A 20,872-nucleotide genomic window follows, 5' to 3' on the forward strand; every position below is an offset into this window, starting at 1 on the left:
GCGGATTGACGGTCTGCAGCGATATCCAATATTTCCCCCTCATTTGTCTTGAATCTGCTATGGCAACGGCTTCAGACAGCGCCGTGCCGGTCACCACCATCACCGGTCGCAGCCAGGTGATGGTGTCGAGCCCCAGCGCCCTGATAATCTGATCCTGAGCGCCGGCGAAAATTGACGTCAGCGACAGCGTGACGATCAGCGCCACCACCAGGCCGATTAAGGAAATCAGATCGCGCAGGTATTTCAGGTAAAATTTCTCCTGCTCCTGGGGATTGCGCTCCCATTCATCACGCAGCTGAGCGCGGATGGCTTCACGCAGGTTGCCCATCCAATTCAGCCCCGAGTAGAGCGCGACCAGCAAACCGGTGATACCGACCGTGGTGCGCTGTTGCACGGCCGTGCGGACCGTATTTTTTAAGGTCGTCGCCAGCGTTTGTTCGCTGATACTGTCGGCGATTTTATTAATCAGGTCGGTCAGGATATCCGGATTGGACGCCAGAAAAAAACCGACGCCGGCAAACGACACCATCAAAATGGGAATCAGGGAAAGGAAGGAAAAATAGGTTATCGCGGCGCCGAATTGACTCCCCATGCGATCGCTAAACCGTTCCGTTGCGCGGATCATATGCGCTACCACCGGGTAAGCACTAATCTTTTCAATCAACCGTCCAGAACGGTGGGCAACCTTATCAATCGACTCATGGCCGGTACGAAGCGTAGTGAGCGGAGTGGTGATTTCCGGCTCCCGGGCGGTCGCGGTATGCGTCTATTTTTTCGGCCATAGTCATAGTTCCTCTCGAAGTCAGCCCATCATTAAAAGCTATAATGGAAATAATTATAGCCAATAATTCCGCATGAGGGGCCGGTATTCCGGCAGAACGGTGCGATAAGATTAAAAACCGGCTAAAATTGGAATTTAAAGGAAATAAAAGGGCAAAAAGGGCAATTTCGCAGGCCCGGGTGACAGGGACAATGAGCTTAACGCATTGTCACCAGCTCTTCCGCTGCGGTCGGGTGGATTGCCACGGTATTGTCAAAATCCTGCTTGGTGGCGCCCATTTTGATGGCGACGGCGAAACCCTGCAACATTTCATCCATACCGAAACCAATGCCGTGCAGACCGACAATTTTCTCTTGCAGCCCGACGCAAACCAGTTTCATACGGCACAGTTGACGATGCCGGGTGACCGCGGTGTACATGGAAGTAAAAGACGTCTTGTAGACTTTGACCTCGGTTTCACCGTATTTTTCCTTGGCTTCGGGCTCAGTCAGACCAATGGCGCCGATAGGGGGATGGCTGAAGACCACCGTCGGGATGAGATCATAGTTCAGATGCTCTTCCGGCTTGTTGTTGAACAAGCGCTCCGACAGCCTGCGACCGGCGGCGACCGCTACCGGCGTTAACTCGACGGCGCCGGTATTATCGCCAACGGCGTAAATACCCGACACGTTAGTGTTTTGGTATTTATCCACCTGAATGTGGCCGGTATCGTCGGTTTTTACGCCCGCCGCCACCAGATTGAGATTATCGGTGGCCGGCTCGCGCCCAATAGCCCAAATCAACGCGTCAACGGTAAATTGCTCTTCATTTTGCAGCGTCAGCGTCAGGCTGCCGTCCGGGTTTTTCGCCACCGATCGCGGCACCGAGCCGGTATGTAGCGCAGGCCCTTCTGCCTGCATGACCTCGACCAACGTCTCGACAATGAGCGGATCAAAGCTGCGCAGCGTCGCGTGTTTGCGAACAAACAGATGGGTATCGGTGCCCAGGCCGTTGAGCACACCCGCGATTTCCACCGCGATATAACCAGCGCCTACTACCGCGACGCGTTCCGGCATGGCGTCCAACGCGAAGAAGCCGTCGGAATCAATGCCATATTCCGCGCCCGGAATAGCCACTTTGCTGGGACGGCCGCCGGTCGCTATTAATATGTGATCGGCGGTGATGTGCTCGCCGTTCACCTCCACGGTATGCGCATCAACAAAACGAGCGAAGCCGTGAATGATATCGACATGATTATTGCCCAGCACCTGTTCGTAGGATTGATGGATGCGATTGATATAGGCGTTGCGGCTCTCGATCAAGGTGCGCCAGTCAAATTTTTCAACGGTCGTGCTAAATCCGTAATCGGGCGCATACAGCTTTACCGCCTCGGCAATTTGCGCGGCGTGCCACATCACTTTCTTCGGAACGCAACCCACGTTGACACAGGTGCCGCCAAGGTATTTGACTTCAATCAGCGCACATTTACGGCCGTATTGTGCAGCGCGATTAATTGACGCAATGCCACCGCTGCCGCCGCCAATGGCGAGGTAATCGTAATGTCGGGTCATTCGGGCGTTTCCTTCAGCAAAATCGTTGGCACAAGTGTAACGTGCAAACGCCCGTTGTCGCAAAGATTGCGTCAATCCCTATGATAGGTGAGGCGCCGTTACTCCGGCACCAGCCAGAGCGCGAAAGCGTGGCCCTGGCCGGTGGGGACCAGCGTCTGATGCAGCCAGGGTAACAAGGCATTCATTTGCTGTTCCAGTTTCCAGGGGGGATTGACGACAATCATGCCGGAGGCGGTCATACCGCGCCGATCGCTATCGGGACGGACCGCCAGCTCAATTTGCAGAATTCGCCGAATGCCGCTTCGCTCCAGCGCCGACAGCGTGCGCTTAATCTGCTGTCGCAGCACGACCGGATACCACAGCGCATAAACACCGGTGGCGAAACGCTTGTAGCCTTCCTGAATGGCGCTGACCACCTCCTGATAATCCGTTTTCATTTCATAAGGCGGATCGATCAGCACCACGCCGCGCCGGGACGCCGGCGGCAATTGAGATTTGAGCTGCTGATAGCCGTCCGCCCGCCGTACCGTGGCGCGGGCATCTTTGTGGAATTCGCTGCGCAGCAGGGGATAGTCGCTGGCGTGCAGCTCGGTCAAAAGCAGTTTATCCTCGTCGCGCAGCAGTTGGCGGGCCAACAAAGGCGAACCGGGGTAATAGCGTAACTGCCCTGTGCGGTTGAAATGACGGACTACGTCCAAATAAGGCGCTAGCAAGGTTGGCACATCGTCACGTTGCCAGATTCGGGCGATGGCTTCCAGGAATTCGCCGGTACGCTCGGCCTTTTCACCGGAAAGCATATAGCGGCCCGCACCGGCGTGGCTGTCCAGATAAAGGAAAGGTTTTTCTTTTTCCTTCATCGCGCTCAGGATGAGGCTGAGCACAGTATGTTTGAGCACATCGGCGTGATTACCGGCATGGAAGCTGTGGCGATAGCTGAGCATAGTTTTGATATTTGATTAATAATGAACGGTTATTTTATGAATGCCGCTGCCATATTCTGCTCGTGTTACCCACGTAAGCTCTCGGGATCAGCGTACCTGAGCAAAGACCAGCAAAGGGACAATAACTTTGACGGAGGAGTATATCAGGATGGGCTTTGTTGAATAAATATAACTTTTAGGTGATCGTCTGTTCAGATCACTACCGTCATTTCAACATCTGCACTCCATGGCAAAGCAAAAGTTTAAAATAACCAACTGGTCCACTTACAACAAAGCTCTCAAGCAGCGCGGGGCTCTGACGATATGGCTGGATGAGTCGGCAATTGTTGCATGGACGGAAAAAACAACGCCTGAACGGCGTGGCCGGCCACTTCACTACGCAGATATGGCTATCACCACTGTTCTGATGATGAAACGCGTGTTTGGCCTTTCGTTAAGGGCTTTACAGGGCTTCGTTGACGCCATTTTTAAACTGATGGTGCTGCCGCTAAGATGCCCAGACTACTCGCTGATCAGTAAGCGAGCAAAGACAGTTAAGATCAGCATAAAAACGCCGACCCGGGGTGAAATCTCACCTCTAGTCATTGACGGAACCGAATGGAAAGTCCGACAGCATGGTGCCGACAGACGGAGGGTGTGGAGTAAGCTGGATATGGCCGCAGACAGTGTAACGCATGAGATTATCTGTGCTGACTTATCGCTCAGCGGTACGACGGATGCTCAGGTCCTACCAGCTGACCCAGCGGAAAATCAGGGAAGCGTCGGCTGATGGCGCTTACGATACCCGCTCTGTCATGATGCTCTGCTGAGGAAGAAAATAAGGCCTCTTATTTCTCCACGAGGTGGGGCGCAATATTGGCCAGACCGATACCATGAGCGTAACTACACCGTTGCGAATCAGCGTCTAAGCAGCAGTAACAATGTATGGAAAAAGCAAGTGGGCTATCATCGACGCTCAGTGGCTGAAACAGCGATATTCCGGTTCAAAACGCTTATGGGCGATCATCTAAGTCTGCGTGACTATGATGCGCAGGTAGGTGAGGCAATGGCGATGGTCAAAGCGCTTAACAAAATGACGCTGTTAGGAATGCCGAACAGCATCCGGATCGTATAACAATCGATCTGCTAGGGGGGTATAGTCACAAGTTCTGATTTATTCAACAAAGCCATCAGGATGCGGAGGCAATGGTTTAAATGCATTCCGGCCCCTCAACGTTAGCGGTGCCAGGGTTCGGAAACCGGCCTCCTCTTTCTACCCTCGTTTCCCGGAAACGATGTTTCGCCCCAACCAATCCGCCGTGCGATAGACGAGCTAAGCGCCCGGCGAGCCGGAAAAAGCGGGCGAAAAGGGCCCGTTTCGGGGATCTTATGGGTATATTCCTTCGTTTTACAGCCATTGTTATCTCCCATGCGGCGGCACATTGAGGGGGTAAAGCTGCCTTCCTGTAAATGTGAACCAGTTAGCCAGCGCGCTGGCTGCGGTAGCCGCCTGAAAGCCTTAGCGGGAGCGGTTCTTGATGCCAGACGCGGCGAGTGACGCATGACCAGGAGGCCCCAATAGTACCTTAACATCCGTTAGTGAACCGCCTGTGAGAGCTTGATGCCGGTGTTTTGCTGGGGACCTTACTTTTGCGCTTTGTGACGCCGCGGTTTGGCGATAATAATTATTAAAAATAGCATTATTTTTTAAATAAATTATGATATCACGCATTAATCTGAAAATACGTCAGGTGTTGAAATGCTCATTTATGTGTTTCATTATATCCCGGTTGTCGCTTCAGATTTAAATCATTCGACATTAATATTATTTAATGCATTAAAAATCTATCCGCGCCAGGAAACGACGCGGTAATAAGCCTCAGGGAGAAGTATTATGCACGGAGCAGAAATTCATAAAAATGACCATGCCTATAACCGGGTGCCGGCAGCGTCCCGGGCAAGTCTATTAAATGCCACGCTGGTGCGAATGGGTGTAATGACCTCCTTATCGCAATTCATGGTTGGCGCGACGCTGGGACACAGTATGACTTTCGGGCAGGCCATGCTGGCAACGGTGCTCGGTAGCCTGATACTGGAAATGGTGAGTCTGGGAATGGGGCTGGTCGGGATGAATGAAGGGTTATCCACCAGTCTGTTGGCCCGCTGGTGCGGCTTCGGACGTGTCGGTTCGTGCCTGATTGGCATCGTTATCGCCTTAAGCCTGATAGGCTGGTTTGGCGTGCAGAATTCCGTGCTGGCGGAAGGATTGGTGCATGCATCACAAGGGATACTTAATTTTCCCGTCGCCGCCATTCTATCAGGATTGATCATTACGCTATTAGTTTTATACGGTTTTTCCGCACTCAGCTGGACGGCGAAAATGTCCGTACCGTTATTTTTCCTGGTGGTGTTGTATATTCTGTATGGTGTTGTCAGCGGCGCGGATGTGTTGAATTGTCTAAATGGGCAGCCTGGTGGGCCGGCGATGTCATTAAGTGAGGGGGCTACCATGGTAGCCGGTGGGTATATTGTCGGTGCGCTGATTTCTCCCGATATTTGCCGCTATTGTAAGAATAAAAATCATGTTTTATTTATGGTGACGGCTTCGATTATTGTGGGTGAGATAATCATAAATTGCCTGTCCGTTATTGTCGCCCACGCGCTAGGAACGGCGGACGTGGTCACCATCATGACCCACAGCGCCGGCGGGATAGGCCTGGTTACCGTGATTCTCTCCGCCATAAAAGTGAATGACGTCAATTTGTACTCCGCCAGCCTTGGCATGGCAACGGCGCTCGATGCGTTGACCCATCGCAAGTGGCACTACCGCTGGCTGACGCTGCTGTTGGGACTGACCGGCACCACATTATCGGTAATGGGTATTATTGCCCATTTTATCGACTTCCTCATTTTTCTGGGCGTGCTGTTCCCGCCGATCGCCGGCATCATGCTGGTGGATTACTACGTGCTGCGCACGCATCGCGCGTTGCTTGATGCGACCCGCGCACGCCACGCTTTGCCCGACGTGACGGCGACGCCTGTGATCGGCTGGTCAGCCGTGGCGGCCTGGCTGGGCGGTAGTGCGGTGGGCCTCACCTGCCAACTGGGGATCCCGTCACTGAATGCATTGCTGGCAGGTTGCCTGCTCTATTGGCTGATGGTGCAGGCGAAACAAAGGATATCAGGTCGCTGCCGGTCTGATGGCTAAGCGTCGCCGTGCCAGGATAGGGGCGCCAGTGACGGCATCAGGCGTGATAGTCGGCTATGATCTCCAGTACGCTATTGATAATGAACTGGACGCCCATATACACCAGCAGAAATCCCATTAGCCGTGAAATCGCTTCAATACCGCTGGCGCCGACCACATGCATAATGGCACGCAGAACTGCGTAGAGCTATCCAGACAACCACGCTGATGGTGAAGAAAATCAGCACCGGCGCGAGCGCGGTAACCCAGGGAGAAAAGTAGACGTCTTCACCAGCGTACCGGCATAAAAGGCGACCATCATAATGGCGAAGACATAGACCGACGCCAGCCGGGCCTGCTGATTGCGTTCCGCCGCGGTCATGTTCTTACTGAGGCTGAGGAACAACGCCACGGTGGTGTGAGCGGATTCACTAACGGTAGCAGCACCATTAGGAGGTCCAAGCCGATTGCTTTGAAAAGTTCAAACATACACGAGGCCTCCAGACCGTTTTTTTCCCGCCGCTGGGGCACTGAAATCGACGGGAGTAAAGCAATAAGTAATTAATTTTACAGGAATTTATCCTTGTCGGCCAACTGATAAATTGTCAGTACACATAACAAGTCAGTCACTTTCGCCCAGCCTGTTCCCCGAGTTAACTCCCTTTTATCAGGCGTTGGGCAGTACTCCTTTGTAACCGGTGCCCAGCACGCCGGGGGCGGCCGTATTTTGGCGAAGTTCGAGTTTGTCAATCCGTTCGGCTCGGTGAAAGATCGAGTGGCGTTCGGTATGTTCTGTGAAGCTATCAATCAACATGATGTTAACCGCGGACCGCTGAAACTGTTGGACGCCTCCGGCGGCAATATGGGCAAAGCCCTGGCGAAACTAGGTCAGTTGTGCGGCATTCCGATACATTTGATCATCCCCGAGAGTTCGCCGCCGCTGAATTAACTACCGTGGAACGCCGCTTTTTCCTGCTGGGACTCATCAGCCGCGCCCAGGCGATAGGTTTGCACGATCCCGGCTGGATACTGCTGTCACAACATCTGAATTTGGTGAATGTGGAGGTTCACCAATACCAGGCCGGGTAGGAAATCCGCCGCCAACTGGGGTATAAGAAGGCGGACGGCAGGGTGTCGGCGGTGGGGACCGGGGGTACCTTAAGCGGCTTCTATGCCGCACTGGTCAAGGACAATCCGGCGTTAAGGGTGCTTGGCACTACCCCCAGAGAATTGCCGTTTGGTACCTATGATCCGACCAATGATTGCGATAAATTCGGTGGCGTGGGCGGGATGGGTTTTGGTTTCCGCCAACCTTTTCTCGCCCACGTGGGGCTGGATGATGTCCAGTTCAATGAAGTCAGTTGGCGGGTATCGCTGAGCGCGATGTTTGAATTTCATCTTTTGACCGATATCCGTATTGGCGCGTCCGCCGCAGCCAACTGGAGCAGCGCCTATCGGCTGGCGCAGGAAATGACGCCGGCGCAGTGCGTCATTACGCTGTTCGCCGATGCCGGCAGCGACGCCGAGCGTGACCGGGGTGAGCAATATTTCCACGAGCTGGGTGCGCTGCATCATCCGGTTTAGGCGGCATTACCGTCATGGTTCTCTGGCATAAATTGCCCCTCGCGGCGAATCCTGTTGGCTTTAGCGCCAACGGATCCCTCTCATCGTCTCTCTGTACCGGCCCGCGTTCCTCGCCCTTATGCAGCGTGGCAGCACCCTATCGCCAGGTAGGATTGCTCATCACGCTATAGCGGCCGCAGCCCAGCAGAGCGATGGCTAGAGCGGTTTTCATCTATTTCGGCGCATCTGTGGATTAGGAATTCTATCTACTGAGGCAGTGCTATATGCGAAAAAACCGGAATAGATGAAAAGTGCTCTAGCAACCTGAATCAATCCGATTATTCGCGATCTTAACTCCTCACTGTAAGAATGTACCATTCAGACCTCAGAGAAAAAAATTAGCCACACCATATAGATTAATGGCTATTTAACAAACTGGAATAGATGAAAAGTGCTCTAGCCCGGCAAAAAGATAGACGGCGATATTCTCCAGTCCCCAGGAGCCCACGTTCGTCAGGGTAAAAATGATACCGGGTTCGGTAATCAGCCAGGCAAACAGCATGGTGAAGGAGAAAATCAGCGCTGCCGGCCGCACCAGAATGCCGAAAATAAACATCAGCGGCACAATGATTTCACCCAGGAACACGCCATAAGCGACGATGGCAGGCATACCATGGGCCTGAACCATCCCGATGATGCCATCGATGCCGAACAGCAGTTTGTAGGATGCCGTGAAACAACATCATGGCGCCAAAGGTAAACCGCATCAGCAATTTCCCTAGATCCGGCTTATCCAGCATTCGGTTAAAGGCAGTTAGCATAATGATATCCGTCCTCAGATATAGCGTGGTGAAGAATTAACTATTAATAATAACTATTAAACTAATTATTACTGAACATTTATATGCACCAGATCAAGCAATTAAACGCTAATTGAGACCGATGAGCTGGAAACCCTCAACGCATCACCGCTTAGGCGGCCTAAGCGGAGGGAAATTGACCAGTCGCGTCGCGCGGCGGCTGTTACGGTTCGCTCGCCATTGATTTTCGCTATAGTTAGCCTCATGTTAATCCTATTGGCTTTCACGATAATCAGGACTGCGCTATGACTAATCCGTTACTGACCTCGTTTTCCTTGCCCCCTTTTGCCGCTATTCGTCCTGAGCACGTTGTGCCAGCGGTGAAAGCCGCTCTTGAACAATGCCGCCACACCGTTGAAGAGGTCGTGGCGCAGCCCGGCCCGTTCACCTGGGAGAATCTCTGCCAGCCGCTGGCGGATGCGGATGACCGTTTAAGCCGGATCTGGTCGCCGGTGGGCCATTTAAATGCGGTGAAGAACAGCCAGAAATTACGCGAAGCCTATGAACAGAGCCTGCCGCTACTGTCTGAATACAGTACCTGGGTAGGGCAACATAAGGGGTTGTACCAAGCCTACCGTAATCTGCGCGATGGCCAACACTACGTACAGCTGAGCGTGGCGCAGAAAAAAGCGGTGGATAATGCGCTGCGCGATTTTGAATTGTCCGGTATCGGGCTGCCGGCGGAAAAACAGCAGCGCTACGGACAAATTGTCGCCCGGCTGTCGGAGCTGGGATCGGCCTACAGCAATAACGTTCTGGACGCCACCATGGGCTGGAGCAAGTTGATAACCGATGAGCAGGAATTGGTCGGCATGCCCGAAAGCGCGCTTGCCGCCGCCCGCGCCCAGGAGGGTTGGTTGCTGACGCTCGATATCCCCAGCTATTTGCCTGTGCTCACCTATTGCGATAACGCCGCGCTGCGTAAGGAGCTTTACCGCGCCTATAACACCCGCGCCTCCGATCAGGGGCCGGATGCCGGCAAATGGGATAACGGCCCCATCATGAGCGAAATTCTGGCGCTGCGCCATGAGCTGGCGCAACTTCTGGGATTCAACAGCTATGCCGATAAATCCCTGGTCACCAAAATGGCGCAGGATCCTCAGCAGGTGCTGGATTTCCTCACCGATTTGGCCAAGCGCGCACGGCCACAGGGAGAACAAGAGCTGGCGCAGCTGCGCACCTTCGCGCAACGCCACTTCGGCCGCGATACGCTGGATCCGTGGGATATCGCTTATTACGGCGAAAAACAAAAACAGCACCTGTTCTCGATCAATGATGAGCAACTGCGCCCCTATTTTCCTGAACCGCGTGCCGTAAGCGGTCTATTCGAGGTGGTCAAACGTATCTACGGCATCACCGCCAAAGAGCGCACCGATGTAGATACCTGGCATCCGGACGTTCGCTTCTTCGATCTGTTTGATGAGCATGGCGAACTGCGCGGCAGTTTTTACCTGGATCTGTACGCCCGCGATAATAAACGCGGCGGCGCCTGGATGGATGACTGTGTCGGCATGATGCGCAAGGCCTATGGCGAACTGCAAAAACCGGTGGCCTATCTCACCTGCAACTTCAACCGCCCGATAAGCGGTAAACCGGCGCTGTTTACCCATAATGAGGTGACCACGCTGTTCCATGAGTTCGGGCATGGGCTGCACCACATGCTGACCCGTATTGACACTCCCGGGGTGGCCGGCATCAGCGGTGTGCCTTGGGATGCGGTGGAGCTGCCGAGCCAGTTTATGGAGAATTATTGCTGGCAGCCTGAAGCGCTGGCGTTTATTTCCGGCCATTATGAAACCGGTGAGCCGCTGCCCGATGCGCTATTGAACAAGCTGCTGGAAGCGAAAAACTACCAGGCGGCGTTATTTATTCTGCGCCAACTGGAATTCGGCCTGTTTGATTTCCGCATGCATTACCAATATCAGCCTGAGCAGGGCGCGCGCGTACTTGACACTCTGGCGGAGGTGAAAAAACAGGTGGCGGTGTTACCGACCGTGCCGTGGGGACGATTCCCCCACGCCTTTAGCCATATTTTCGCCGGTGGTTATGCGGCGGGATATTACAGCTATCTGTGGGCGGATGTGCTGGCGGCGGATGCCTGGTCGCGTTTCGAGGAGGAGGGGATTTTCAACCGGGATACCGGCGAATCGTTCCTCGATACGATTCTTTCCCGCGGCGGTTCCGAAGAGCCGATGGTGCTTTTTGCCCGTTTCCGCGGCCGCGAGCCGCAGTTGGACGCTATGCTGCGCCATTACGGTATTCGGGAATAGGGAGCTTGAGCACGGTCTTTTTGGACAGTGAGGCCGGCATCGACCCCAAATCTTTGCAGGCGCTGGCTGCGCGCTGGGGGTTGATAAGCGATCCCAAGGCCGCCTTGGCGCATCGGCGGCGGGCGCGGTGAGGCGGTAGCCAAGGCGGTGGGTATCAAAGGCCAATGGTTGCCGGACGTGGTGGACGCCACCGCCGGTCTGGGGCGGGATGCTTTTGTACTGGCCTGTCTGGGCTGCCGGGTGGTAGTAAAAAGGCCCGACTATGCGCCGCCGCAGGCTTCTATCACCACCAAGAACCATCGTTTTGATCTTTATCCGTCACAGGCGTCCCCGCCAGAGAGGAACGACTGAAGGCGAAACACGCCGAGGAAATAGCGTGACGTCAAAGAACGTCCCTGCGACGCACTGAGTGCCGGGGCATGACGCTTGAATATCGCTGAGCAACCCTGCGTTGTAGGATAGAGCGGCGTCTGCACGTTGACGATGTCGCAAACCCTCACCATGGATTCGGGCGTGTCATGGTAAGTCAGACCGAGTTCTTCCTCCAATACGGCGGGCAGGCGGTGGGGATCATAGTAGTGTAACTTCATAGCGAAGGGTTTAAGTCGGCGAAGAACCGCCTGGCCAATGCGCCCCGCGTGCCAAAGTGCATGCCTTCAATATCGTAGCTGCGGGTCACGCGGTTGGCAATATTCCACCCGCCGTTTTTCGCCATCTGGTGTGAGGGAAGATAGTTTCGCACCAGCGCCAAAAGGGTCATGACCACATACTCAGCCACGCTAATCGAGTTGGGAAAGGTGACCTCGGCCACCGTGATCCCCCGCTCGGCAGCGGCCTTTAAATCAACGTAATTTGAGCCGATACCGGCGGTCAGGGCCAGTTTGAGCTTGCGCGCTTTAGCAATGCGTTCAGCGGTGAGTGAGGTACGCAGGCCAGAACGGTTGCGAAATCACGACATCGGCATCGGGCAGGTGGCGCTCAAAAACGGGGTCTGCGCCGTCTTTATCGCTGGTGATGATCAATTCATGTCCATGACTTTCCAGATAGGGCCGCAGGCCCAGCTCTCCCGACACACTGCCGACCAGCGCGCCGGGGGTAAAACCCAGCGGCCCCGACGGCATCGGAGCGGATTGCCCGCCGGGATAGGTGAGGATCGTTGGCAGGCTGTCACGGGCGTAAATCGGCGGAAAGCAGGTGACAGGATCGGGGTAAAGTACACATAAAGTTTTCGACATAGTCCATCCTTAGGCTAATGAAGCGCTTAACATTCAAAGCTATTGCGCTTTCCACTCTGAGCCTTTACCTCTCCTCCGTCTGATCGATTGCTAGCATCTGTTGATAGAGACAAACTATCTACCTTGTGGGTCATTACCTGATCCAGCGCATGCTGAAGATTGAAGGGCGGCGTCATGGTCCAAATACTGCAAAGCAGCGCTGGCTGAATGTCTTGTCGCAAGCGCACCAAGCTTATCTCCGGCGCCGGTTGCGGCATGATGGGATGCACGGCGATGCCATGAGTGAGAAAACAGGTGGGATCGCGCTAATGAGGGCAATGCTGGCAACCTGTCCGCGGCTTACCATCTTATACAGCACATCGAAGGTATTGGTTTCAACCACCACCGAGGGGCTGACGCCCGCCTGCTGAAAGGCATATTCGATGATGCGGCGCCGGTCAAAAGCACGAATCGCTCGGTGAATAGCGGCAGTGTTTCATAGATCGCGGCAGGACATTGCTCCGTATAGGCGATGCCGACGTGTAGTTCATGTTTCTTTAGCCGGCTCAGTATTTCTCGCGTGCTCAAAGCAAACACCTTCAGACGCAGCCAGGGAATATTGCGGCGGTATTCGTTTATCAACATGGAAACCACGCGCATAGCTGACGGCACGATGCCTATCGCCAACACGTCTCCCGCCACCGTTTGTGCTAGTGCGGCTTCCTGTTTCAAACCATCCAACGAGGCCAATGTTTGCCTAGCGTTTTGCGCCTTTATTCGCCCCTTTTTATATCTTCACGCCGGGCAGGGGGCGATTTCATCCATATCTTCTTCATCATCGCTGAGTGGAACGATGAGCATATCCACATGGACCGTGTTGATAAGCTGGCGCGCAGAAGACATCAACTTACTCCAGAAGTCCTGGTGATGGCCGCACAAAACGAGATCCACGTCGTATTTGTTAATGGCGTCCACCAGCACCTGGCCCAGATCGCCGCTGCCGCTCAGTGTTTCGGTAATCGGATAGCCAGCGTTTTGCGACAGCTGGGTCATCGCATGCTGCGTTTCTTCAGATATGCGCTTTTGCATATCGCCGAGATTGACGTCGATAAGACCGGTATAGAGGTCGGAGTAGTTGACGTCAACGTGGATCAGGGAAACTTTGGCGTTATAAGGTCTGGCCATCGATACGGCTTTTTCGACCAGCACGTTACTTTCCGGTGAAAGGTCAACGGCTATCAGGATGTGTTTGTAAGCCATAATCAGACTCCTTGCAAAATGTCACTTGTCTATTCTCGTCGCAATATGCGACCCCGGCGACAGCGGACGCACTGTCTCCAGTCTTGATATCCCTCTTTCAGTATAGCCGTACTCGCCCCTGGAACGAAGCGGCTGACCTGCGCAACTGCGAGAAGGGTCACGATATCTGCCCCCGACCGGGCTGACAGCGTCCGCTTGACGCGAGGGTAAAACTTTTTTTGCGAAAATGCATAATTTCTATCGCTTCGGTTGGCGGCTTTTGTCAAAATTTTTCTACACTGAACAGTATGCCATCATCTCACAGTTCTCTTCCGCGCCGCTCGCATGCGCATAGCAACAAACTTCAGATGGTCTGTCAGTAGTGAGCTTACATATATCGGTTATAACCGCTGTCGTCCCGCGGACGTCGGGCTTTGCGGCGGTTTTGGATGTTGCCGGGAGGATCCATCATGAACACTGTTGCGCTGTTCTGGGCTTCATGTGTCGTATGCCTGATTAATATGGCTCGTTATTATTCTTCATTGAGTGCGTTGCTGGTGGTGCTGCGTGGCTGCGATCCGCTTCTGTACCAATATGTCGACGGTAGCGGTTTTTTTACCGCCCCATGGTCAGCCTGGCAAGCAGCTGCGTCTGGTGCGCTACATCTTTGCCCAGTGTTACCTGGATCATCACGACCCGGAATTCATCCGCCGCTGTGAACGCGTGCGAGGGCAGTTCATGTTGACCAGCGCATTATGTGGTCTGATTGTGGTCAGCCTGATCGCTCTGGCTATCTGGCACTGAACGACAGGTAAAAAAAAGACGGCCGGCTGGCCGTCTTGCTGCGTGCGGCTGAGGCTAAATCAATTTCAGCGCCAGCCAGTAAAGACTACCGGCCAGAATAATCGCCACCGGCAGCGTCAGTACCCAGGCCAGAAGTATATTCTTCACGGTCTTGCCCTGCACACCGCCGCCATCCACCAACATGGTGCCGGTGACCGCGGATGACAGCACGTGGGTGGTAGAAACCGGCATACCGGTATAGCTGGCGACGCCGATGGACACCGCCGCCGTCATCTGCGCCGACAGCCCCTGGGCATAGGTCATGCCTTTCTTACCGATTTTCTCGCCGATGGTCGTGGCCACCCGACGCCAGCCCACCATGGTGCCCAGCGAAAGCGCCAGCGCTACGGCGATAATGATCCACATCGGCGCGTACTCTACCGTATACAGCAGATCCTGGCGCAGGTTCGATAAGAATCGTTTATCCGCAGAAGGGGTTTCCGGCAGCTTCGCCACTTTGTCGGCGGTGTCGGCAATGCACATCAGCAGACGCCGTACGTGCGAGCGCTGATCGGCGTTAAGCGTTTCATAGCTATCCAGATTGCCCAACAGCAGCGAGGCGCGATTGATGGCGAACAGCGCCCGGGACAGGTCGCAATGAAACTCCTGTGGCTGGGGGGTATCCCCTTGATCCAGCCTCTGGCCATTGGCCATCGGCGCGCCGATGGCGGCAGGGGGGACAGCAGGGTCAACGGCAGGCGCGGCGCCGGGGACGGCATTTTCCGCGGCCGGCGACGGTAGGGGTTGCTCATCCGGGCCAACGACATGGGTGAACGCGCCGGGGTGCTGAGTATAATATTGCTGCAAATGATTCACCGCATCGCGGGTGCGGCTGATGTCGTAGCCGCTGGCGTTCATATTGACCACAAATCCCGCCGGCGCAACGCCTATTAGTACCAGCATGATAAGCCCGATCCCCTTCTGCCCGTCATTGGCGCCGTGGGAAAAACTCACTCCGGCGGCGGAGAAAATCAGGGCGATACGTGTCCAGAACGGCGGTTTGCGCTTGCCGTCCTTTTTCTCACGCTCCGCCGGCGTCAGATGGATGCGGCGGCGCTTTTTGGTGCTGCTCCAATAACGGTGCAGAACAAACACCATCGCGCCCGCTAGCACCAAACCCACTATCGGAGAAATAATTAGCGACAGGAAGATTTCAATCAATTTGGGGATATTGAGCGCCTGGACCACCGAGCTGTCGCTGACCAACGCGTTGGTCAGACCGATACCGATAATTGCGCCGATAAGGGTGTGCGAGCTGGAGGCCGGCAGGCCGAAATACCAGGTGCCCAGGTTCCACAGAATCGCCGCCAGCAGCATGGAAAACATCATCGCCAGACCGTGGGCTGAACTGACATTGAGCAAAAGGTCGGTCGGCAAGAGATGAACGATGGCGTAGGCCACGCTCAATCCGCCCATCAGAACCCCGAGAAAATTGAACACCCCGGACATGGCGACCGCCAGTTGGGAGCGCAGTGCGCGGGTGTAGATGACGGTGGCCACGGCGTTGGCCGTATCATGAAAGCCATTGATGGCCTCATAAACCAGAACAAAAATTAATGCGAGCACCAACATTAAACCGGTATGGAATTCCATGCAGGTGAATAGATGTAGCATAGAGAGTTACGCCATTGTTTGGACATGAACGGGCCACATTATCTGCGACAAGAGGGCCAAGGGAAAAGGAAAATATGACCTTTTTTTGATATTCTTGCCGCCGACAGACATGCATTTACCCCTATAAACTTTCAAATTCAGCAAGATACGCTTTTTTTTACCCAATCTAGCATTTTGTTAACATAGCATTGTCCTGTTAGGCCCATCATTACAATCGGGCCGCGGGCTTAGCCCGCCAGGTTAGGTCGCCCATTAAGAGTATAGGCAGAGTGACATCATGGCAGAAAAGTTTGAGGTGGTTGTTATCGGCGCCGGCGCGGCGGGCATGTTTTGCGCCGCCCAGGCGGGCCAATTGGGCCGCCGTGTGCTACTGTTTGGATAACGGCAAAAAACCCGGCCGCCTATCTGTCGCAAAACCCCCATTTCTGCAAATCGGCGCTGGCACGCTATACCCAATGGGATTTTATCGATCTGGTGCAGCGCCACGGCATTGCCTGGCATGAAAAGACCCTCGGCCAGCTGTTTTGCGATGACTCCGCACAGCAGATTGTCGATCTCCTGTTGGCGGAGTGCCGGTTGGGACAGGTCACGCTGCGTCTGCGCAGCGAAGTGCTGACGGTCGCCAGGCACGACGGTGGTTTTTTGCTGACGCTACCGCAGGGGGAGATTTTCACCTCTGCGCTGGTGATCGCTACAGGCGGTCTCTCGATGCCCGGCCTGGGGGCGACGCCGTTTGGTTACCGCCTTGCCCAGCAGTTCAGTCTGGCGGTGATTCCCACGCGGGCGGCGCTGGTGCCCGTTACGCTGCATAAACCGCTACTGGATCCGCTGGCGACACTGGCGGGTGTCGCGGTACCGGCTGTCGTCAGCGCCGAAGATGGCACCCGTTTTCGCGAAAATATCCTTTTTACCCACCGCGGGCTGTCCGGCCCGGCAATATTGCAGATTTCCAGCTTCTGGCAAACGGGCGAGTTCTTGACCATCGATCTACTGCCGGATGTGGCATTGTCGTCCTTCCTCAGCGAGGAAACCGCCGCCCATCCCAACCAAAGCCTGAAAAATACTCTGGCAAAGCTGTTGCCGCGTCGACTGGTGGAATGCTGGCACCAGTTGCACGACATTCCCGATATCAGTCTGAAACAGCTGACCCCGCGCCTAACGGCGCAATGGGTATTACCGCTGCAACAGTGGCGGGTGCAACCCAACGGCACTGAAGGCTACCGCACCGCTGAGGTGATACAGGGCGGCGTCGATACCCGCTATCTGTCCTCCAAAATGCTCGCGTGCAACGACGTACCGGGACTGTATTTCATCGGCGAAGTGGTCGATGTTATCGGCTGGCTCGGCGGCTATAACTTTCAGTGGGCCTGGAGCTCCGCCTGGGCCTGCGCACAGGCGTTGGCCGTGGCGCCCCATTGACGCCGTCGGGCCAATAAAGGGGTGCCCCCCACCCGCTGATTCCTCGCCAAGCACTGGGCAAACGCTAGAGCGGTTTTCATCTATTTCGGCGCATCTGTGGATTAGGAATTCTATCTACTGAGGCAGTGCTATATGCGAAAAAACCGGAATAGATGAAAAGTGCTCTAGCTGCCGGCGAAGGGGGCTATTGCGGGCGCGCAGTCATGGGCGCAGGGGCAATGCCCTGGGGTGTTGCCGCGCGAATTTCGGCCGTGCCGGGAGCTAAATCGGCTTCGCCCCCGATTAAACGCCGACCTTATAGCCGTGAAGCCAGGAAAAATGCCGGCCAAGTTCATTGAGGACCCGATTGCGCTCCAGGCGTGCCGCCCCAGCGGGGAGATGCAGGCAATCGTTGACGCTTCTCGACGACGTTTGAATCCGTTCACCTCGCGCTTTACGTTCCCGCTCATAGGCATCGAACTTGGCTGCCACGGAGGAGAGTGTGTCATCATTGATAACATGGGCGAGGGCGATAGCATCTTCAAACGAGGATATGGCCCCTTGTCCGTGATGCGGCATCATGCCGTGTGCAGCATCACCGATTAACACCGCCCGTCCGCGATGCCATGAGGACAGGGGACTGACCTGGAACATGCCCCAGCGTTCAGCCAGATTCACATGCTCAAACAATTGCCCGACGGCGGGATGCCAATGGGCAAACTTTTTGCCGATGGCCGAGGCGTTTGCAGGGACTCGCCAGGCGTCGTGCTCCCACTTCTCCGGGCCATCCATGAATACCACGATGGTCTGATATTTAAAGTCTTTGCCGATGGGAAAATTAAGGACATGCATGTCCTCGCCCATCCAGTCCGTAAAGGAATGCGGCTCGGTAAGACGGTCTAATAGCGCAGTTTTGGCCAGTCCGCGAAACGCACTATTGCTTGTAAATACCGGGTGGGCGGTATCACTGACCGTCTGCCGCACCACGGATCGGATACCATCCGCCCCGACGACCAAATCCGCGGCATTCTGGGTTCCGTCAGCCCAATAAAGCGTTGCTTCTTCCCCCGAATCATCCAGTCGGGTCAATTGCTTGCCGAGCCAGATATTTTCTCGCCCGACGACGTCAAGCAAAGTCGCCTGAAGATCGGTACGGAAAGCGCCATAATAGGGTAAACCATATTCCTGCCGGTACCAGTTATCACGCGCCAGACGCTGTGAGGCCGCCACGCTGCCGTCCTCATTGCGAAAATAGGCCGCTTCCGTCTCGCAAGACCGTTCCGCCATAGATGTCGCAATACCTATTTCTGCAAACAGGCGCGTTCCATTGGCCCAAAGCGAGATGCCTGTGCCGAGCTCGGTTAATTCATTGGCCTGTTCATAGACGGTAACATCATGCCTGCTGTTTCTCATGGTGGCGGCGAAAGCTAATCCACCCATACCCGCTCCGATTACTGCGATTCGTGTCATCGGGTTTGTTCTCCAGTCATTTACGACAAAATGGGGATGCAATGTCTTGTCGGCGACATTAAGCCTCGTTGCCCCGCAACAAAGGATCATCGGCTGGCGTTAGCTGAAAACCTGGCTAAGGCACCCTGATCGGAGCGCCTTTGTTATCAGCCTTTCTTCATTGGGCGCTGTTTGCACCCGATCATGAGCCTTAACGACGCTCAAGCTCAGCTCTGACCCGGATAGGTTAAATAGCTCATGCCCGTAATCCATTCCGGAACGGATTCATACGCTACATAATCAGGGCGGGCTCCTTTCATGGCGCCCATCAGCGCGACCCAGTTAAGCGCCTCATGGCCACCGTGGCCGCCACGCTCTTCCACTTCCTCGTAGGTCAGCGCGCGCATATAGGCCACATCGCCAGCCTCAAAGCGCTCAAGCATTTCGCGATCTCATTCTTCATTGACCAGAGGATGGCTGTGGCCCAAAGGCCATTCCATTCTGCTCATCATATCGATTTCGTATTAGGCAAAGTCGGTATAAAGCGTGGGGTCGTCAACAAGAGCGCTTTTGCCGACGGTCTGATAGACCTTCATGCGCTGCAGCAGCTCATCCTCTTCCGGTGCCCCCTCGACCCAGACCGGCGGCCAATGTGAGAGTCCCCCGGTCGCGAGGAAGTGAACGCGATAATCGTCCGGCAAGGTATCGATGATTTCACGCACCTTCAACCCTAAATCATAAGCACGGGAATACGGCATCAGAGGAGGGGAAAAAACGTTGATATAAACCGGTACCACCGGAATATTGAATTCGGGATTGATGAAAAACAGCGGCATCATCAGGTTATTGCCATACTCGATAGCGCCCATCCGCGTGGCATCAAAACCGCCGTGAATCAGTTTCTCCAGCAGGGTTTGCGCGATGCCTGCGTGACTGGCAATACTATGCTGAGTATCAAATTTCAGCTCTTCCATCATGTATTTTTTTCTGGACACGTCCCGGGAACTAAAAAAGGGTTATATATAAGTGCGTTGCAGAATATACGTTTTTAGCGCGGAAAACCTTTGCCGGAGTGGGCCGGATTATTCGGGCGAAGAGTCGCATGGCGTCAATGGATATTTATAATATTATGAAAATAAAGAGAAAATTATTCTCTTGTCTTACGCGTTAATCCCGCGAAGAGGGAATTTTTTCACGGGAGGGGATACCAGTAACAATTATATTACCGATGAAGAATTTTACCTTTCGCCATGGAAAGAGAATACCCTGCCAATAATGAATTTAAATTCAGCACAAGTGATAATAATTATTTTCCGCGGCAGGCGAAGGAAATGCCGGTAGCCCATTATCCAGCGCCGGCTTTTCTGCCGGCCGGTAGCTCAGTTCAGTGAAGAGTAATTGCCCGCGACGGGTAACCCATGGCTAAGGCACGCGTAATTCGTCGTAGGACACCATCACATGTTCAGCAAAGGCGGGACGTTGGGCCAATTGCTCATAGTAGGGCGCGATCGCCGGAAAAATGGGATGCTCAATCGCGATGGTATAACAACGGTACAGCAGGTGGCCGAATTGAATATCCGCCAGTGTCAAAGCGCTGTCGGCCAGATACCCCTCGCGGGCGGCGGTTCTGATGACCCGCTAGAATACGGGGGCGGTAAAGTTCAGCGCCACGTTGATTTTCGCCCATTCAGCCCATTTATCGACATTCGCCCGGGCGGAATGCTCCGCCGGCCAAAAATCCAACGCGCCATAGCGGCCGGCCAGATAACGTAGAATTGCGCCGGTTTCCCATATTGGATCGCCTTTATCATCCCGGATGACGGGAACGGTGCCGTTGGGGTTCATCGCTAAAAATGTCGCCGTGTCGTTGCCACCGTAGCTGTGGTCGATGTCATAGCGGACAAACGGCAGCCCGATCTCACCGATGCACCACATCAACGCCTGCACATTGGAAGACGTCTTTCTGCCCCAAATCTCAATCTGC

The 20,872-nt window shown here is 54.6% G+C and carries 18 protein-coding genes and 7 pseudogenes; 10 read left to right on the plus strand and 15 right to left on the minus strand.

Translation table 11 applies throughout. The features are described from left to right. Nucleotides 1-73: 73 nt before the first annotated feature. The 3 genes and pseudogenes from yhjD to SGP1_RS00515 all read right to left on the minus strand — a co-directional run. A pseudogene (gene yhjD, locus SGP1_RS00505) lies at nt 74-736 on the minus strand (inner membrane protein YhjD); the annotation flags it as partial. A 242-nt stretch (nt 737-978) separates the two neighbouring features. After that, on the minus strand, nt 979-2,331 hold the full coding sequence (gene gorA / locus SGP1_RS00510) for a glutathione-disulfide reductase (protein WP_011409933.1): 1,353 nt from the start codon (nt 2,329-2,331) through the stop codon (nt 979-981). A 98-nt stretch (nt 2,332-2,429) separates the two neighbouring features. After that, nucleotides 2,430-3,272, minus strand: a complete 843-nt coding sequence (locus SGP1_RS00515; RefSeq protein ID WP_011409934.1) for a 23S rRNA (adenine(2030)-N(6))-methyltransferase RlmJ — start codon at nt 3,270-3,272, stop codon at nt 2,430-2,432. 226 nt (nt 3,273-3,498) lie between these two features. Between SGP1_RS00515 and SGP1_RS26100 the strand changes: the two are divergent. Together SGP1_RS26100 and SGP1_RS00530 are read left to right on the plus strand one after the other, a co-directional pair. After that, a pseudogene (locus tag SGP1_RS26100) lies at nt 3,499-4,386 on the plus strand (IS5 family transposase). 759 nt (nt 4,387-5,145) lie between these two features. Then, nucleotides 5,146-6,459: a purine-cytosine permease family protein gene (locus SGP1_RS00530; RefSeq protein WP_011409936.1), complete on the plus strand. Its 1,314-nt coding sequence runs from the start codon at nt 5,146-5,148 to the stop codon at nt 6,457-6,459. A gap of 37 nt (nt 6,460-6,496) precedes the next feature. Here SGP1_RS00530 and SGP1_RS00535 read toward each other — a convergent pair. Beyond that, a pseudogene (locus SGP1_RS00535) lies at nt 6,497-6,927 on the minus strand (MarC family protein). 238 nt (nt 6,928-7,165) lie between these two features. Here SGP1_RS00535 and SGP1_RS32265 point away from each other — a divergent pair. Genes SGP1_RS32265 through SGP1_RS32270 form a run of 3 tightly spaced genes read left to right on the plus strand, consistent with a single transcriptional unit; the run spans nt 7,166 to nt 8,022 of the window. Continuing rightward, nucleotides 7,166-7,387, plus strand: a complete 222-nt coding sequence (locus SGP1_RS32265) for a pyridoxal-phosphate dependent enzyme (protein WP_243466136.1) — start codon at nt 7,166-7,168, stop codon at nt 7,385-7,387. Nucleotides 7,388-7,392: 5 nt separating this feature from the next. Next, entirely contained in the window at nt 7,393-7,527 is a 135-nt protein-coding gene (locus SGP1_RS34835; RefSeq protein ID WP_279379424.1) for a hypothetical protein, read from the plus strand. A 51-nt stretch (nt 7,528-7,578) separates the two neighbouring features. Next, the gene (locus SGP1_RS32270) at nt 7,579-8,022 is read left to right on the plus strand and encodes a hypothetical protein (protein ID WP_243466137.1); all 444 of its coding nucleotides are present in this window, start codon (nt 7,579-7,581) and stop codon (nt 8,020-8,022) included. 406 nt (nt 8,023-8,428) lie between these two features. Here the strand turns inward: SGP1_RS32270 and SGP1_RS32275 are convergent, their stop codons facing one another. Beyond that, complete coding sequence (locus SGP1_RS32275; RefSeq protein WP_243466138.1) at nt 8,429-8,671, minus strand: DoxX family membrane protein; 243 nt, start codon at nt 8,669-8,671, stop codon at nt 8,429-8,431. A 435-nt stretch (nt 8,672-9,106) separates the two neighbouring features. Here SGP1_RS32275 and prlC point away from each other — a divergent pair, with 435 nt between their 5' ends. The 3 genes and pseudogenes from prlC to SGP1_RS35945 form a co-directional block, all read left to right on the plus strand. Beyond that, nucleotides 9,107-11,131, plus strand: coding sequence for an oligopeptidase A (prlC, locus tag SGP1_RS00550; protein ID WP_011409938.1), 2,025 nt, complete (start codon nt 9,107-9,109; stop codon nt 11,129-11,131). Between the two features lie 5 nt (nt 11,132-11,136). After that, the gene (locus SGP1_RS35940; RefSeq protein WP_424141131.1) at nt 11,137-11,262 is read left to right on the plus strand and encodes a hypothetical protein; all 126 of its coding nucleotides are present in this window, start codon (nt 11,137-11,139) and stop codon (nt 11,260-11,262) included. Further along, nucleotides 11,240-11,374, plus strand: a pseudogene (locus tag SGP1_RS35945) (class I SAM-dependent methyltransferase); the annotation flags it as partial. The gene SGP1_RS35940 and the pseudogene SGP1_RS35945, both read left to right, overlap by 23 nt. A 68-nt stretch (nt 11,375-11,442) precedes the next feature. On the opposite strand, the gene SGP1_RS32280 reads toward SGP1_RS35945, so the two are convergent. From SGP1_RS32280 to uspA, 5 genes are all read right to left on the minus strand, one after another. After that, nucleotides 11,443-11,721 carry a hypothetical protein gene (locus SGP1_RS32280; RefSeq protein ID WP_243466139.1) on the minus strand — a complete coding sequence of 93 codons (279 nt, stop codon included), beginning with the start codon at nt 11,719-11,721 and terminating at the stop codon, nt 11,443-11,445. Then, nucleotides 11,718-12,062, minus strand: coding sequence for a hypothetical protein (locus SGP1_RS32285; RefSeq protein WP_341532873.1), 345 nt, complete (start codon nt 12,060-12,062; stop codon nt 11,718-11,720). The genes SGP1_RS32280 and SGP1_RS32285 overlap by 4 nt, the downstream gene beginning before the upstream one ends. Next, nucleotides 12,040-12,366: a hypothetical protein gene (locus tag SGP1_RS31800; RefSeq protein WP_198408759.1), complete on the minus strand. Its 327-nt coding sequence runs from the start codon at nt 12,364-12,366 to the stop codon at nt 12,040-12,042. The genes SGP1_RS32285 and SGP1_RS31800 overlap by 23 nt, the downstream gene beginning before the upstream one ends. A 339-nt stretch (nt 12,367-12,705) precedes the next feature. Continuing rightward, complete coding sequence (locus SGP1_RS00565) at nt 12,706-13,095, minus strand: LysR family transcriptional regulator substrate-binding protein (RefSeq protein ID WP_148203315.1); 390 nt, start codon at nt 13,093-13,095, stop codon at nt 12,706-12,708. Between the two features lie 45 nt (nt 13,096-13,140). Further along, a complete protein-coding gene (gene uspA / locus SGP1_RS00570) occupies nt 13,141-13,605 on the minus strand; it encodes a universal stress protein UspA (RefSeq protein WP_011409939.1) in 465 nt (154 codons plus the stop codon). Nucleotides 13,606-14,051: 446 nt separating this feature from the next. Between uspA and uspB the strand changes: the two are divergent. Next, nucleotides 14,052-14,388, plus strand: a pseudogene (uspB, locus tag SGP1_RS00575) (universal stress protein UspB). Nucleotides 14,389-14,442: 54 nt separating this feature from the next. On the opposite strand, the gene pitA reads toward uspB, so the two are convergent. Further along, nucleotides 14,443-16,041, minus strand: coding sequence for an inorganic phosphate transporter PitA (pitA, locus tag SGP1_RS00580; protein ID WP_011409940.1), 1,599 nt, complete (start codon nt 16,039-16,041; stop codon nt 14,443-14,445). Nucleotides 16,042-16,318: 277 nt separating this feature from the next. Here pitA and SGP1_RS00585 point away from each other — a divergent pair. Further along, nucleotides 16,319-17,460 (plus strand): annotated as a pseudogene (locus tag SGP1_RS00585) (NAD(P)/FAD-dependent oxidoreductase). A 282-nt stretch (nt 17,461-17,742) separates the two neighbouring features. On the opposite strand, the gene SGP1_RS00590 reads toward SGP1_RS00585, so the two are convergent. From SGP1_RS00590 to SGP1_RS00600, 4 genes and pseudogenes are all read right to left on the minus strand, one after another. Continuing rightward, nucleotides 17,743-18,879 (minus strand): FAD-dependent monooxygenase, encoded by a 1,137-nt coding sequence (locus SGP1_RS00590; protein WP_041866490.1) that lies wholly within the window; start codon nt 18,877-18,879, stop codon nt 17,743-17,745. A gap of 236 nt (nt 18,880-19,115) precedes the next feature. After that, the gene (locus tag SGP1_RS31805; protein WP_050747291.1) at nt 19,116-19,331 is read right to left on the minus strand and encodes a hypothetical protein; all 216 of its coding nucleotides are present in this window, start codon (nt 19,329-19,331) and stop codon (nt 19,116-19,118) included. Between the two features lie 81 nt (nt 19,332-19,412). Next, the gene (locus SGP1_RS31810; RefSeq protein ID WP_050747292.1) at nt 19,413-19,865 is read right to left on the minus strand and encodes a hypothetical protein; all 453 of its coding nucleotides are present in this window, start codon (nt 19,863-19,865) and stop codon (nt 19,413-19,415) included. A gap of 445 nt (nt 19,866-20,310) precedes the next feature. Continuing rightward, nucleotides 20,311-20,823, minus strand: a pseudogene (locus SGP1_RS00600) (glutathione S-transferase family protein). Between the last annotated feature and the right edge of the window lie 49 nt (nt 20,824-20,872).

The organism is Sodalis glossinidius str. 'morsitans' (assembly GCF_000010085.1).
In the GTDB taxonomy this organism is placed as follows: Bacteria; Pseudomonadota; Gammaproteobacteria; order Enterobacterales; family Enterobacteriaceae; genus Sodalis; species Sodalis glossinidius.